Origin of the sequence: Pseudomonas asiatica (genome assembly GCF_009932335.1) — a bacterium.
GTDB lineage: Bacteria > Pseudomonadota > Gammaproteobacteria > Pseudomonadales > Pseudomonadaceae > Aquipseudomonas > Aquipseudomonas asiatica.
Window position 1 is genome coordinate 4041362 of the sequence record NZ_BLJF01000001.1, and the last position, 14253, is coordinate 4055614.

A 14253-nucleotide genomic window follows, 5' to 3' on the forward strand; every position below is an offset into this window, starting at 1 on the left:
TGTGCACTAAAAATTGGCCGCCATGGTAAGAAACAAATCCACACACTGACAAGGTGATTACCCGGGGAACGGGCTACAACCCTCGCTTTGCTTGATCTGCGTCTATGCGGCAAGTCGTCACGGACATGCTGACAGGTTAGTTCAAGACATAAAAAAAGCCCGGTTCCAAAGAACCGGGCTTTTTTCGACTGCCGAAGCGGTATTAACGCTTGGAGTACTGAGGACGCTTACGCGCTTTACGCAGACCCACTTTCTTACGCTCGACTTCACGAGCGTCGCGGGTGACGTAGCCAGCACGACGCAGAGCGCCACGCAGGGTTTCGTCGTATTCCATCAGAGCGCGGGTGATACCGTGACGGATCGCACCGGCTTGACCGCTGACACCACCACCGGAAACGGTGACGTAGATGTCGAACTTCTCAACGGTTTCGGTCAGCTCGAGCGGCTGACGAACAACCATGCGAGCGGTTTCGCGACCGAAGAACACGTCCAGAGAACGGTTGTTGATGGAAATGTTACCAGTACCCGGACGCAGGAATACGCGAGCGGTTGCGGTCTTGCGACGGCCAGTGCCGTAGTTTTGAGTCGCCGACATAATGAACTATCCCGTTAGATCTTCAGTTCTTGAGGCTGCTGAGCAGTGTGTGGGTGAGCAGCACCCGCGTACACTTTCAGCTTGCGGTACATGTCGCGACCCAGCGGGTTCTTCGGCAGCATGCCTTTGACCGCAGTTTCGATAACACGCTCAGGGGCCTTGGCGATCAACTTCTCGAAGTTGATTTCCTTGATACCGCCCGGGAAACCGGAGTGGGAGTAGTACATCTTGTCGGAAGACTTGGCACCAGTCACACGAACCTGCTCGGCGTTGATAACGACGATGTAGTCGCCGGTGTCAACGTGAGGGGTGTATTCTGGCTTGTGTTTGCCACGCAGACGGCTAGCGATTTCGGTAGCCAGACGACCCAGGGTCTGGCCAGCGGCGTCGACTACGAACCACTCGCGCTTTACTGTTTCCGGTTTAGCAGTAAAAGTTTTCATTCTCTAAAGCCTCAGAGGCCGCCCAGCGAAAAATAGACGGCGAATCTTACTGGATAGTGCACAGCTTGCCAAGGGCAAGCGCGCAGCCGAACGCTGACGCTTTTGGGGGCTCGGGTCAGGCACGCCAATGTTCGACGGGGTTCTTCCTGCGTGGTGGTGCATCACTTCCGCCACACGGAGAGGTGCCGAATTATCCAGATTGCGCGAAAAATTTCAACCTGCTTTGATGGGCTTCTTTGCCAAGGAGTGTCTATCCGATGGAATACCGCCAGCTTGGCCGTACCGACCTCAATGTCAGCGCCCTGTGCCTTGGAACCATGACCTGGGGCGAACAGAACAGTCAGGCCGAGGCCTTCGAGCAGATTGCCCGGGCCAAGGCCGCCGGGGTCAACTTCATCGACACCGCCGAAATGTACCCGGTGCCGCCCCGCCCCGAAACCTACGCCGCCACCGAGCGCATCATAGGCAACTGGTTCCGTGACAATGGCGATCGCGACGACTGGGTGCTGGCCAGCAAGGTCGCCGGCCCCGGCAACGGCATCAGCCACATTCGCGACGGCCAGCTCAAGCATAACCGCCAGCATATCGTCGCGGCGCTGGACGAGAGTCTCAAGCGCCTGCAGACCGACCGCATCGACCTGTACCAGCTGCACTGGCCCGAGCGCAGCACCAACTTCTTCGGCAAGCTGGGCTACCAGCATTTGCCACAGGACCACTTCACCCCGCTGGAAGAAACCCTCGAAGTGCTCGACGAGCAGGTACGCGCGGGCAAGATCCGCCACATCGGCCTGTCCAACGAAACGCCGTGGGGCACCATGAAGTTCCTGCAACTGGCTGAAAGCCGCGGCTGGCCGCGAGCGGTATCAATCCAGAACCCTTACAACCTGCTCAACCGCAGCTTCGAGGTGGGCCTTGCGGAAGTGGCCATCCGCGAGCAATGCGGCCTGCTGGCCTATTCGCCGCTGGCGTTCGGCATGCTCTCCGGCAAATACGAGAACGGCGCACGCCCGGAAAACGCACGCCTGACCCTGTTCAGCCGCTTTGCCCGCTATTCCAACCCACAGACCGTGGCGGCCTGCAGCCGCTATGTGCAGCTGGCCCGCGAGCACGGCCTGGACCCGGCGCAGATGGCCCTGGCGTTCGTTACCCGGCAGCCGTTCGTGACCAGCAATATCATTGGCGCGACCAGCCTCGAACAGCTGGACAGCAACCTTGCCAGCCTCGAGCTGAGCCTGAGTGATGAACTGCTGGCGGCGATCGAGGCGATTCACCAGGAGCAACCGAACCCGGCGCCTTGAGCCGGACCCTGTGCCCACTTCGAGGCCTGTGGGACACCTGCAGGAGCAGCCCTTGTGCTGCGAAGAGGTCTGTATGGCTGAAGGTTGCCTGTGGCAGTAATGGCCTCTTCGCAGCACAAGGCTGCTCCTACCGGTTGGCGCTGCCCCTCTGCTGCACAGGCTAGACACAATCGCCAAAAAATAAGACGATCCAGCCGGTGATTGACCACTCTACCCTATAAGAACAATGACAATGATGTTTACCCAACCCTCCGCGTCGCTGCGGCGCGTCAGCATCCTGGCCATTGACAAGGTGTTCGCTTCGACCTTGATGCAGGCCAAGGATTTCTTCCACCTCGCCAGCTTGCGCTACAGCAAGCAACTGGGCCTGGGCCTGCAGCCCATGTTCGAGATTCGCCTGGTGAGCCCGGACGGCCAGCCCGTGGACAGCTTCAGCAATGTGCAGTTGCCAGTCGAAGGCGGCCTTGACGACGCAGACGTGATCATCCTTCCGGCCTTCTGGGATGACTTCGACAACCTGCTGCAACGTTATCCACAGGTACTGCCTTGGCTGCGTGAACAGCATGCCCGTGGCTCGGTGCTGTGCGCCGAGGCCAGTGGCGTATTCTGGCTGGCCGAGTCCGGCCTGCTCGATGGCAAGGAAGCGACCACCTACTGGCGCTTCTTCAACAGCTTTGCCGAACGCTTCCCGAAGATCCGGCTGAACCAGGACAAGCATCTGACTGATGCAGACAACCTCTATTGCGCCGGCGGGACCACTTCAGCCTGCGACCTGTACATCTACCTGATCGAACGCTTCTGCGGCGCCAACGTGGCCCGCGCCGTGTCCCGCGACATCCTCTACGAAGTGCAGCGCAATTACACCCCGGGACGCATGGGCTTTGGCGGGCAGAAGCTGCACCAGGACCTGATCATCCTGCAGATACAGCACTGGCTGGAAGAACACTTCGCCGACAAGTTCCGCTTCGAGGACGTGGCTCGCAACCACGGCATGAGTATTCGCAATTTCATGCGGCGTTTCCAGAGCGCTACGGGTGACAAGCCGCTGCACTACCTGCAACGGTTGAGGATCGAGACGGCCAAGGGCTTGTTGTCGAGCACGCGCAAGAGCATCAAGACCATCAGTTATGAGGTGGGCTATGACGATGCCAGTTTCTTTGCGCGGCTGTTTCGTCAGCATACCGAGCTGTCGCCGAACCAGTATCGGCAGCAGTTCATGCAGGAGGCTTGAGGCCTTCTGGGGCTGCTTTGCAGCCCTTTCGCGACACAAGGCCGCTCCTACATGGAATCGCGTGATCCTGTAGGAGCGGCCTTGTGTCGCAAAAGGGCCGCAAAGCGGCCCCGGCAATTTCAGGGCTTGTGCGCCCGCGCCAGGAACTCGTGCGACTGCATCTCCAGCAAGCGGCTCAGGGTACGCTGGAACTCGAAGGCCAAGCGCCCACCGGTATACAGGTCCTTCAGCTCCACCTCGGCCGAGATGATCAGCTTGACGTTGCGGTCGTAGAACTCGTCCACCATGTTGATGAAGCGGCGGGCGATGTCGTCGGTGGTGACGCCCATCTGCTCCACGTTGCTCAACAGCACGGCATGGAAGATCTTGCCCAGTTCGATGTAGTCGTTCTGGCTACGAGGGCCGTCGCACAGCGCGCGGAAGTCGAACCAGGCCACATCGTCACAGGTCAGCAGGGCCTGGATCGGGCGATTCTCGATCATCAGCACGTCGTTCTCGACCGCCTGGGTGCACTCAGGAGTCAAGGCCTTGAAGCTGGCGCGCAGGCTCTGGTGCGCCGCCTCATCGAGCGGGTAGTGGTACAGTTCGGCCTGCTCGAGGTGACGCAGACGATAGTCGACCCCGCTGTCGACGTTCACCACGTCGGTGTACTGCTTGATCATGGCGATGGCCGGCAGGAAGCGCGCGCGCTGCAGGCCGTCCTTGTACAGGCCGTCAGGCACGATGTTGGAGGTAGCCACCAGCGATACGCCGTTCTTGAACAACTCTTCCATCAGGGTGCCGAGAATCATCGCGTCGGTAATGTCCGACACGAAGAATTCGTCGAAACAGATGACCTTGGCTTCTTCGCTGAAGCGCTTGGCAATGATGGTCAGCGGGTTCTTCTCGCCCTTGAGGGTTTTCATTTCCTCGTGCACACGCTTCATGAAGCGGTGGAAGTGCGTGCGCATCTTCTGCTTGAACGGCAGCGCCTCGAAGAAGGTATCGACCAGATAGGTCTTGCCGCGCCCTACCCCACCCCAGAAGTACAGGCCCTTGACGGGGGTCTGCTCCTTCTTGCCGAACAGCTTGCCGAACACGCCCGGCTTGTTGTTCTGCGCGTGTACCAGGTCATCGTACAGGCGCTGCAGGTGACGCACCGCAGTTTCCTGCGCCGCGTCATGGAAGAAGTCGGGACGTTTCAGATCTGCTTGATATCGTTCTAGGGGCGTCATGATTCGTTAGCGAGGCAACAAAAAACGGGCCGTCACTGTAGCGACAGGCCCGCTTAATGGCAATCAGTCTGTGGGAGCGGGCGTGCCCGCGAACACCGGCAAAGCCGGTGCCATGCAACGCGGCGCCTGTTTCGCGGGCACGCCCGCTCCCACAGTTTCACCATCTTCAGTCCGGTTGTGGCGCAAGCGCTGCACGCAGGCTTTCGATGGCCGAATCACGGGCTTCGGCGCTGTCGAACTGCGGCCCGTCGGCAACCTGTTCACCGTTCAGCCACAGACCGAAACCCAGGCCTTCGACGCGTACATCCGCCTCGCCACCTTGCTGCAGCTGCTTGCTCACGGCGCCGGCGCTCTTGCCGTCGGCGAAGCTGCGCGACAGCAGCAGTTGCTCGCCATCAGCGGCAAGCAGACGGAAGCGGAAGCTGCCGTCTTCATCGCGGAAACTGACGAAACGCGCACTCTTGGCGGCCTTCTTCTTCACTTCGGTGCTGGCCTGCACGCTGCTACGGAACGAACGCAGGCCAACGGCCTCGCGCAGCTGCTCGAGGAATGGCGTGGCGATCTTGCGAGCCTTGGCAGCGCCGGCCAGCAGGATGTCTTCCAGGTCCGCCGGACGGGCGATCAGCTGGTGGTAGTACTCGCGCTTCTCGGCCAGCTGGCCGTCCAGCAGCTGGAACAGCCGCTGCTTGGCCTCGCCCCAGCCCAGGCCCTGCAGCAGCTCGTCACGGAACTCCGCGCACTGCGCCGGCGTAGAGAAGGCCTGGAACAGGGTGAACAGGTGCGCGTTGTCCGGGTCTTTGGCTTCGCCAGGCGCACGCGAGTCGGTGACGATGCGCGAGATGGCGTCTTTCATCTCCTTGGCGCTGGTGAATAGCGGGATGGTGTTGTCGTAGCTCTTGGACATCTTGCGCCCGTCCAGGCCCGGCAGGGTCGCCACGCTCTCCTCGATCACCGCTTCCGGCAGGGCGAAGAAGTCCTTGCCCTGGCCGAACAGGTGGTTGAAGCGCTGACCGATGTCGCGGGCCATTTCCACGTGCTGGATCTGGTCACGACCGACCGGCACCTTGTTGGCATTGAACATCAGGATGTCCGCAGCCATCAGCACCGGGTAGCTGTACAGGCCCATGGTCACGCCGGCATCCGGGTCTTCGCCATTTTCCAGGTTCTTGTCCACCGAGGCCTTGTAGGCGTGTGCACGGTTGAGCAGGCCCTTGGCGCTGACGCAGGTCAGCAGCCAGGTCAGCTCGGGGATTTCCGGGATATCGGACTGGCGGTAGAAGGTCACCTTGTCCGCATCGAGACCGCCGGCCAGCCAGGTGGCGGCGATTTCCAGGCGCGAACGCTGGATGCGCAGCGGGTCGTCGCACTTGATCAGGGCGTGGTAGTCGGCCAGGAAGTAGAACGAGTCGACACCGGGCTGCTGGCTGGCACGGATCGCCGGGCGGATGGCGCCGGCGTAGTTGCCCAGGTGCGGAGTGCCGGTGGTGGTGATACCGGTGAGAATGCGCGTGGTCATGGGTGTTCGCTTATTCAGGCTTGGCTCAGTTCGAAAGGCGCGGCAGCAGCAGATCCTTCAGATCGGTCAGCTTGCCATGGAAGAAGTGTCCGCATTCTGCCACTTTCAGCAGCTCATGGGGGCGCGACAGGCTGTCGGACCAATCGTAAACCAGCTGCGGCGCGACGACTTCGTCGGCGTCCGGCTGCACCACGGTGATCGGGCAGCGCTGCGGCAGCGGGAACTCCGCCGTCAGGCGCATGACCGCCGGGGCGATCATGAACAGCTGTTGCAGCTCTACTCCGGCAGCTTCCAGGCGGCCGGCCAGGCTGGTGGCGACGAAGCCGCCGAACGAGAAACCCATCAGCACCAGCGGCAGGCCCAGGTGCTTTTCGCGCAGCCAGGCCGCAGCGGCCTCGGCATCGGCCACTTCGCCAGCACCCATGTCATGACTGCCGGCGCTCTGCCCGACGCCACGGTAGTTGAAACGCAGGGTCACATAGCCGGCGTCACGGGCGGTGCGCTGCAGGGTCGAGACCACCTTGTTGAGCATGGTGCCGCCCTGGACCGGGTTGGGGTGGCAGATCAGCACCACGCCACGGGCATTGGCCACGTCCAGGTACAAGGCTTCCAGCTGGCCGCTGGGGCCATCGATGAACAAGGGGGTTTCGCGGACAAGCAAGGCACTACTCCGTGACCTCGGGAGGGGTCGATTCGTCTAGATGAGGAATTCTGTTCTGATTTGCGATCGCTCGCGGTATACAGCGCAGGTCTGAGCCGTTAACGTAAAGCAAAGCCGTTTATAGAGGAAGGACTCGTGGAACTCTCGCTCCTTGTTTGGTTGTTGCCGACCCTGGCCCTGGTCATCGGCGTGGTGGTTGGGTTCGTCGTCGCTCGCCTGCTGCCCAATGCCGCGCCGAGCAGCACCCAGCGTCAACTGGATGATATCCAGAAGCGCTTCGACAGCTATCAGAACGAAGTGGTTACTCATTTCAACAGCACGGCCGTGCTGGTCAAGAAACTGACCCAAAGCTATCAGGACGTGCAGGACCACCTGGCCGAAGGCGCCAACAGCCTGGCCCTGGACGACGTCACTCGCCAACGCTTGCTGGCAGCCCTGCACTCCGAGGCAGCGCAAGGCCCACGCGACCGTTTGACCCCGCCGAAGGACGCCGAAGTGCCACGCGACTACGCGCCGAAAGCACCGAACTCGCCGGGCATGCTTGACGAGAGCTACGGGCTGAAGCGCTGATCTGCAGAAAATGACAAAGGCCTCGCAAGAGGCCTTTTTCATGGGCTGGATTCACTGGCCTCTTCGCGGGTGAACCCGCTCCCACAGGGGCGGCGCAGGTTTCAAATACTGCGCCTGACCTGTAGGAGCGGGTTTACCCACGAAGAGGTCAGCCCAGGCAACCTAGCTGCAGGCCTGCAATGCCTGCTCGACATCCGCCAGCAGGTCCTCCAAGTCCTCCAGCCCCACCGACAGGCGCACCAGCCCCTCCGATATCCCGTGATGCGCCCGCTCCTTCGCGGTATAGCTGGAGTGCGTCATGCTCGCCGGATGCTGCGCCAGCGACTCGGCATCGCCCAGGCTCACCGCCCGCGCAAACAGTTGCAGAGCATTCATGAACCTGCGCCCGGCCTCGATCCCCCCCTTGAGCTCGAAGGCGATCATCCCGCCCGGCAAACGCATCTGCCGCTGCGCCAGCTCGTACTGGGCAAACGACGGCAAACCTGGGTAGTGAATCAGCTCCACCTGCGGCTGCCGAGCCAGAAACTCCGCCACCTGCTGGGCATTGGCGCAATGTCGGTCCATGCGCAGGGCCAAGGTCTTGATACCGCGCATCAGCAGCGCCGCATCGTGGGGTGACAGCACCGCCCCGGTCATGTCCTTCAGCCCTTCCAGGCGAATGCGGTCGACCAGCGCCTTGCGCCCCACCACCAGACCGGCAGTGATATCGCCGTGGCCACTCAGGTACTTGGTCGCCGAATGCACCACCAGGTCCGCTCCCAGCTCCAGCGGCCGCTGCAGGTAGGGCGTGCAGTAGGTGTTGTCGACCACGACATGCACATCATGCCCGCGCACCGCCTGGGCCACCGCGGCGATATCCACCAGCTGCATGTTGGGGTTGGCCGGCGTTTCGAAGTAGATCATCCGCGTCTTGCTGTTGATCGCCGCTTTCAGGGCCTTGGCATCGTTCAGGTCGACATGGCGGATCTTCACCCCGAATTCACCAATGCCATGGTGCAGGAAAGCAAAAGTGCAGCCGTACAATGTGCGCCCGACGATCAGCTCATCACCAGGGCGCAACAGGGTCCAGATCGTCGAGGTGATGGCCCCCATGCCCGACGCCAATGCCAGCCCCGCCTCGCCGCCCTCCAGCGAGGCCATGCGCTGCTCCAGCAGAGCCAAGGTAGGGTTGGAAATGCGGCTGTAGAAATGCCCCGGCTCCTCCCCGGCGAAGCAAGCAGCACCGTATTCGACTGTGGGGAAGGCATAGGTAGCGGTCTGGTACACCGGCGGCACCAGGGCGCCATTGTGGGAAAGCGGATCGTAGCCATGGTGAATGGCCCGCGTGGAAAAACCGGTGTTGTTATGGGAGTCGCGCATGGCAACAGCCTCTTGTGGTTTGCTATAAGCTTATGCCACCGAGCTGCCCGATTTTTTCCAAAATGGCCCACGCATACGCGTACTTGTTGGAATAAAAACAATAATTACCGGACCAGGAGGGCAAAACATGCCTTCACGCCTCGACCGCACCGACCGCGCCCTGCTCGCTGCCCTGCAGGACAATGCCCGCCTCACCGTTGCCGAACTTGCCGACCAGGTAGCGCTAACAACCTCGCCGTGCTGGCGGCGGGTCAAGTTGCTGGAGGACAACGGCTACATCACCGGCTACCAGGCCATCCTCTCGCCCAAGTCGCTGGGATTTGGCGTGACCGCGTTCGTCAGCATCATGATGGACTCGCACACCAAGGACATGGCGCTGGCGTTCGAGCAGCGGTTGATGGAGATTCCCGAGATCGTTGCCTGCCACAACATTTCCGGGAGGTATGATTTTCTGCTGGAGATCCTGGCGCGGGACCTGGAGTCGTTCGGCGAATTCACCCGCGAAGTGCTGCAGCGGTTACCGGGGGTGAAGGAGATCTATTCGAGTTTTTCGTACAAAGCGGTGAAGGAAAAACGGGTGATACCGGTGTCGGAAAAACATATCTAGGACAGGTCTTTCAGCACGCCAGGAACGGTCCTACTGATTACCGAACCGCAGCCGACATACAGCGAGTTACATTTACGGAAAGCTAGCCCATGTAGCGATCAGGAGAACCTACATGGCTAAAGACAACGCATATTATCTCGATGAAGCGCTATACATCAGTGCGCAGCCACCAACGGGCATTGAGCTGCATTATATTGGCGGTGGTGGTGGGCCGGGGGGAGGTGGCTGGGGGCTTAGCGACGGGTATCCTCGCGGGACCAGTCCAACCAAAAGCGATATTGCACGCGTAATTTCCACTCGAAAGGTGTTCGCAGAGGAATACCATGTCATTGAAAAAGATTATTTGGAAAAATACCGTCAAGAGACGAACCAGCTGCCAAGCACAATTGCAGCATTGAAGTCCCAAATAAAAGCGGAAGCGAGCCAGGCAGGCGCCCCTCTGACAGCGGCATCAGCCGAGCAGGTCATTCTCACCACACGCATCAATGAGATGCGTGATCTTTATCTACAGATCCTGCCCGACGCCAACAGTTATTTCGGCGCACCCGCGTTCTATAAACGCGGTGATTCAATGATGAGCCGATTTCTCGACCCGGGCTTTTTCGCCGCAACAACGGGTGAAGAACTGGGGGCAGAATGGGGCGCCAAACTGCACAGTTCATGGGATGGCGCCTATCGTCTGCATCTTGAAGCACTCAAGATTCAGGCACTGGCAGATGACCTGGAAAGCCTGGCAACACAAGTGGATCAGGATGAGCTGAGTCATCAGCCGATGGACTTGTCGCAGGCCATTGCCCGAAGAACAGCGCAAATCCATGCAGAGCGGCAAATTCATTTCAACTGCTTGCCCAGTGTTATTCAGCACGAGTTGGGGCAGACAGTCATTGACGACGCACTCTCGCTCGTTCAGGCACTCAGTGCTTATCTAGCCACTGCTGTTGCCCTGATCCAGGGCAAACAATCGCAAATCCCGTCATACCCGGACCAAAACCCTCAAATCAATGGCCCTCTGTCAAAGCCGCAACTCGAAGGGCTTCCGCACCTCGTGGATGAGCAGCGGTTACGGCGTGCCGGTCCACGCTGGAAGGAGTATCACCAGGCGCTTGCTCTGACCGAATCGATCCGGTTTCTGGGTGTCTACACAAGTGCCACGCAAAACCTGGTGCAGCGCGCCGTTGAGGTAGAGAGCCTGCAAGGGCAACTCGCCGCACAAGAAGAAGCTGCGCGCCAGCAGGCCGAAGCTGAGCGCTCGGCGGCGGAAGCCGAGCAACAATGGCAGGAGGCTATACGCCAGCGCGTGCGCTATAACCACCAGGCGCAGCTTGCAGGATCAGCGCCAGCCGTAATCCCCATCGGCGCTGCAACCTTTGCAATTGCCGAAACATCGTACACAGCGTTGAGCAAAGCAATAACTTCGGCGATCAGTCGTCTGGTTGCTGTTTCTCTTCGCTCGCTTTCCGTTGGCACCCTCGCAATGGCCTGGCCGTCGACACTGGGCAACAGCGAACGCCACTACCTCATCAGCACCCCACTATCCAGCCTGGTACCACCTGACGGGCCAGACATTGCCGCGTTGGCCGCAACATCCACCAGTATCGACTTACCGTATCTCATGGCAGGGGCCGAAAGCGAAGACACCCTGGACCTGTATGTGGTGCCAGGCGGCAAACCGGTAGCGGTTCGTGCAGCAACGTTCGACACGGAACGGCAGGTGTACAGCCTGGCGCTGGACAATCCTCAGCGGATTCTGACGTGGACACCTGCCAGTGCTCCGGGTGGTGAGCAAGGAAGTTCCACCAGCCTTCCGCAACTACCCCCAGGCACCATCGTCTATGCCGGTAGCAGCCTGAACCCTGTGAATAACGAACAGGAAGGCTACCCCGCGCTTGATCTGCTGGATCAGGAACGACTGATCATTACCTTCCCCATGGACTCGGGATTACCGCCTATTCTGGTGGTGTTCAAGAGTCCGCGATATGAGCCAGGTATTGTCATGGGCTCAGGGGCGGAGATCGATGGCATCTGGCTTGGGGACATAACCAGAGGGGCCGGAGCAAAAATCCCGACACAAATTGCAAATGCGCTGAGGGGAAGAGAGTTTCGAGACTTCGATGAGTTCAGAACCGCATTCTGGAAGGCGTTATCCGATACCCCAGAGCTTTCTAGCCAATTCAATGATGCAAACAAGAGTCTCATCGCCAAAGGGCGCGCGCCCAGAGCGCGTGACAAAGATCACCACAAAGGTCACGCAACCTTCATACTCCACCACGTGATTCCAATTTCCGAGAGCGGGGCTGTATACGACGTAGACAACTTAAGAGTAGTTACACCAGCGGCGCATCATGCCATTCACTATGGGGCCTCCGAATGACTCAAAAAGCCACGATCTCCGAATATACAGAACTTGACTTCTTGAATTTCATCAAATCAATAATCAACCCACCAGACAACATAAGCGATCAAGAACTTGATGCACAAATCATGGCATTCAAGACTCTGAGCGAACACCCCAACGGGTCAGACCTAATTTATTGGCCTGAAGCAGACGGCCTTGACACGCCTGAAGAAATTCTACGCATAATAAAAGAGTGGCGTGCAGCCAACGGCAAGCCAGGATTCAAACCAGAATGAATTCGACACCCCGCTCACGCGGGGTGTACCACCAAAGCGCAACTCAGTAAAAATTTCCAAACATCCACAGGAAGGCTGCGCCAAGCGCGTTTTGGGCAATGGCCGCAACGGTCGCCTATTTACCGACCAGTATCTCAAGGCCGCTGGCTTTGGCGGCTATAAATAGCAGGATAAAAAAACCCGCCGAGGCGGGTTTTTTCTTGCAGGGGCGCTTAGATCGCGCCACGCTGACGCAGCACGTCCAGCACCTGCTTCACGCCCTCATCCACGCTCGTGGCCTGGGTATCGATCACAAGGTCGGCATCCAGCGGCACATCGTACGGGAAGCTTTCGCCCGGGATGTTGTCGCCACCAGCAGCGTACAAGCCTTGCGGGTCACGCTCACGGCAGGCCAGCGGCGAGGCCTGGACGTAAACGGTCACCAGGCGCTCCTTGCCGATCAATGCCTTGGCCTGTTCCCGGCCTTCTGCATCCGGGGCCACGAACGCGGCCAGAGTCAGCAGACCGGCTTCGTTGAACTGGCGCGCCACATGGGCGGCGCGGCGCCAGTTCTCGGTGCGGCCGGCACGGTCCTGCGGCAAGCCCTTGTTCAGGTCATGGCGCAGGTTCTGGCCGTCGAGCACGTACACTGCACGGCCCATGTCGAACAGCTTGCGCTCCACGGCGTAGGCCAGGGTGCTCTTGCCAGCGCCGGACAGGCCACTGAACAGCACGGTGGCAGGCTGCTGGCCGAAGCGCAGGGCGCGCTCTTCGGTGGCCACATGGCACAGCTTGCCATGATGGCCGGTGCTACCGTGCGGCAGGACTGGCGGGGCGATGATCATGCCGGCGCCGACCGTGCCGTTGGTCAGCCGGTCGATGACGATGAACGCACCGGTGGTGCGGTTGCTTTCGTAACCGTCCAGGGCAATCGAGGCGTCCAGGGACACCTTGACGCGGCCGATCTCGTTCAGCTGCAGCGCGCTGGCAGCGCCCTGCTCCAGGGTGTTCACATCGACCTTGTGGGTGATGCTGGCAATCGAGCCCGGCACGTAGCTGGTGGCGCGCTTGATGTCGTATTTCTTGCCCGGGAGCATCGGCTCCTCGGCCATCCACACCAGCATGGCGTCGAACTGGTCGGTGACCGGCGGGACGTTGTCGGCATGCACCAGCAGATCGCCACGGGAGATGTCGATCTCGTCTTCCATGGTCAGGGTCACGGCCTGGCCGGGGCCTGCGTTTTCCAGCTCGCCTTCGTAGGTGACGATGGACTTGACGCGGCTGCTCTTGCCCGACGGCAGCACGACGATTTCGTCACCCTTGTGCACCACGCCGCTGGCGATGGTGCCGGCGAAACCGCGGAAGTTCAGGTTGGGACGGTTGACGTACTGCACCGGGAAGCGCAGGTCGGTGAAGTTGCGGTCGGCCGACACTTCGACGGTTTCGAGGATTTCCATCAACGTCGGGCCGGTATACCACGGCGAACGCTCGCTGTGGTTGACCACGTTGTCGCCCTTGAGCGCCGACATCGGCACGAAGTGCAGGCTGCTCGGCACCAGGTTGATGGCTTCGGCGAACTTCAGGTAGTCGGCCTTGATCGATTCGAAAACGCCCTGATCGAAGCCCTTGAGGTCCATCTTGTTGACCGCGACGACGATGTGCTTGATGCCCAGCAACGAGGCAATGTAGCTGTGGCGGCGTGTCTGGGTCTGCACGCCGTAGCGGGCATCGACCAGGATGATCGCCAGGTCGCAGGTGGACGCGCCGGTAGCCATGTTGCGGGTGTACTGCTCGTGGCCCGGGGTGTCGGCAATGATGAACTTGCGCTTGGCGGTGGAGAAATAGCGGTAGGCGACATCGATGGTGATGCCCTGCTCGCGCTCGGCCTGCAGACCGTCGACCAGCAGCGCCAGGTCGACTTCCTCGCCGGTGGTGCCGACCTTTTTCGAATCGCGAGTGATGGCCTCGAGGTGGTCCTCGTAGATCATCTTCGAGTCATGCAGCAAGCGCCCGATCAGGGTGCTCTTGCCGTCATCCACGTTGCCGCAGGTGAGAAAACGCAGCAGTTCTTTGCGCTCGTGCTGAGCCAGATAAGCGAGGATGTCTTCGCTGATCAAATCGGATTGGTGCGACATGGAGTAACCCTGAA

Annotated in this window: 13 protein-coding genes; 6 read left to right on the top strand and 7 right to left on the bottom strand. The window is 60.2% G+C overall.

The genetic code is table 11. The features are described from left to right. Positions 1 to 202 precede the first annotated feature (202 nt). Together rpsI and rplM are read right to left on the bottom strand one after the other, a co-directional pair. Entirely contained in the window at positions 203 to 595 is a 393-nt protein-coding gene (gene rpsI, locus GYA95_RS18735; RefSeq protein ID WP_003260797.1) for a 30S ribosomal protein S9, read from the bottom strand. A gap of 14 nt (positions 596 to 609) precedes the next feature. After that, positions 610 to 1038, bottom strand: a complete 429-nt coding sequence (rplM, locus tag GYA95_RS18740) for a 50S ribosomal protein L13 (RefSeq protein ID WP_003260798.1) — start codon at positions 1036 to 1038, stop codon at positions 610 to 612. Positions 1039 to 1295: 257 nt separating this feature from the next. Between rplM and GYA95_RS18745 the strand changes: the two genes are divergently transcribed. Both GYA95_RS18745 and GYA95_RS18750 read left to right on the top strand, forming a co-directional pair. Continuing rightward, positions 1296 to 2336: an NADP(H)-dependent aldo-keto reductase gene (locus tag GYA95_RS18745; protein ID WP_015271724.1), complete on the top strand. Its 1041-nt coding sequence runs from the start codon at positions 1296 to 1298 to the stop codon at positions 2334 to 2336. Positions 2337 to 2646: 310 nt separating this feature from the next. After that, entirely contained in the window at positions 2647 to 3567 is a 921-nt protein-coding gene (locus GYA95_RS18750; RefSeq protein ID WP_169774643.1) for a GlxA family transcriptional regulator, read from the top strand. A gap of 119 nt (positions 3568 to 3686) precedes the next feature. Here the strand turns inward: GYA95_RS18750 and zapE are convergent, their stop codons facing one another. From zapE to GYA95_RS18765, 3 genes are all read right to left on the bottom strand, one after another. After that, a complete protein-coding gene (zapE, locus tag GYA95_RS18755; RefSeq protein WP_015271725.1) occupies positions 3687 to 4781 on the bottom strand; it encodes a cell division protein ZapE in 1095 nt (364 codons plus the stop codon). A 166-nt stretch (positions 4782 to 4947) separates the two neighbouring features. Then, the gene (locus GYA95_RS18760) at positions 4948 to 6297 is read right to left on the bottom strand and encodes a tryptophan--tRNA ligase (protein WP_015271726.1); all 1350 of its coding nucleotides are present in this window, start codon (positions 6295 to 6297) and stop codon (positions 4948 to 4950) included. 25 nt (positions 6298 to 6322) lie between these two features. Continuing rightward, entirely contained in the window at positions 6323 to 6958 is a 636-nt protein-coding gene (locus GYA95_RS18765) for an alpha/beta hydrolase (protein ID WP_015271727.1), read from the bottom strand. Positions 6959 to 7093: 135 nt separating this feature from the next. Here GYA95_RS18765 and GYA95_RS18770 point away from each other — a divergent pair, with 135 nt between their 5' ends. Next, positions 7094 to 7528: a Z-ring associated ZapG family protein gene (locus tag GYA95_RS18770; RefSeq protein WP_003257164.1), complete on the top strand. Its 435-nt coding sequence runs from the start codon at positions 7094 to 7096 to the stop codon at positions 7526 to 7528. Between the two features lie 162 nt (positions 7529 to 7690). Here the strand turns inward: GYA95_RS18770 and GYA95_RS18775 are convergent, their stop codons facing one another. Continuing rightward, the gene (locus GYA95_RS18775; RefSeq protein ID WP_015271728.1) at positions 7691 to 8887 is read right to left on the bottom strand and encodes a methionine gamma-lyase; all 1197 of its coding nucleotides are present in this window, start codon (positions 8885 to 8887) and stop codon (positions 7691 to 7693) included. Positions 8888 to 9014: 127 nt separating this feature from the next. Here GYA95_RS18775 and GYA95_RS18780 point away from each other — a divergent pair, with 127 nt between their 5' ends. The 3 genes from GYA95_RS18780 to GYA95_RS18790 all read left to right on the top strand — a co-directional run bounded on the left by GYA95_RS18780 (position 9015) and on the right by GYA95_RS18790 (position 12125). After that, positions 9015 to 9494, top strand: a complete 480-nt coding sequence (locus tag GYA95_RS18780; protein WP_015271729.1) for an Lrp/AsnC family transcriptional regulator — start codon at positions 9015 to 9017, stop codon at positions 9492 to 9494. 112 nt (positions 9495 to 9606) lie between these two features. Further along, the gene (locus GYA95_RS18785; RefSeq protein WP_015271730.1) at positions 9607 to 11865 is read left to right on the top strand and encodes an S-type pyocin domain-containing protein; all 2259 of its coding nucleotides are present in this window, start codon (positions 9607 to 9609) and stop codon (positions 11863 to 11865) included. Beyond that, a complete protein-coding gene (locus GYA95_RS18790; protein ID WP_015271731.1) occupies positions 11862 to 12125 on the top strand; it encodes a bacteriocin immunity protein in 264 nt (87 codons plus the stop codon). Before GYA95_RS18785 ends, GYA95_RS18790 begins: the two co-directional genes overlap by 4 nt. Before the next feature lie 212 nt (positions 12126 to 12337). Here the strand turns inward: GYA95_RS18790 and cysN are convergent, their stop codons facing one another. Then, on the bottom strand, positions 12338 to 14239 hold the full coding sequence (gene cysN / locus GYA95_RS18795; protein ID WP_015271732.1) for a sulfate adenylyltransferase subunit CysN: 1902 nt from the start codon (positions 14237 to 14239) through the stop codon (positions 12338 to 12340). Between the last annotated feature and the right edge of the window lie 14 nt (positions 14240 to 14253).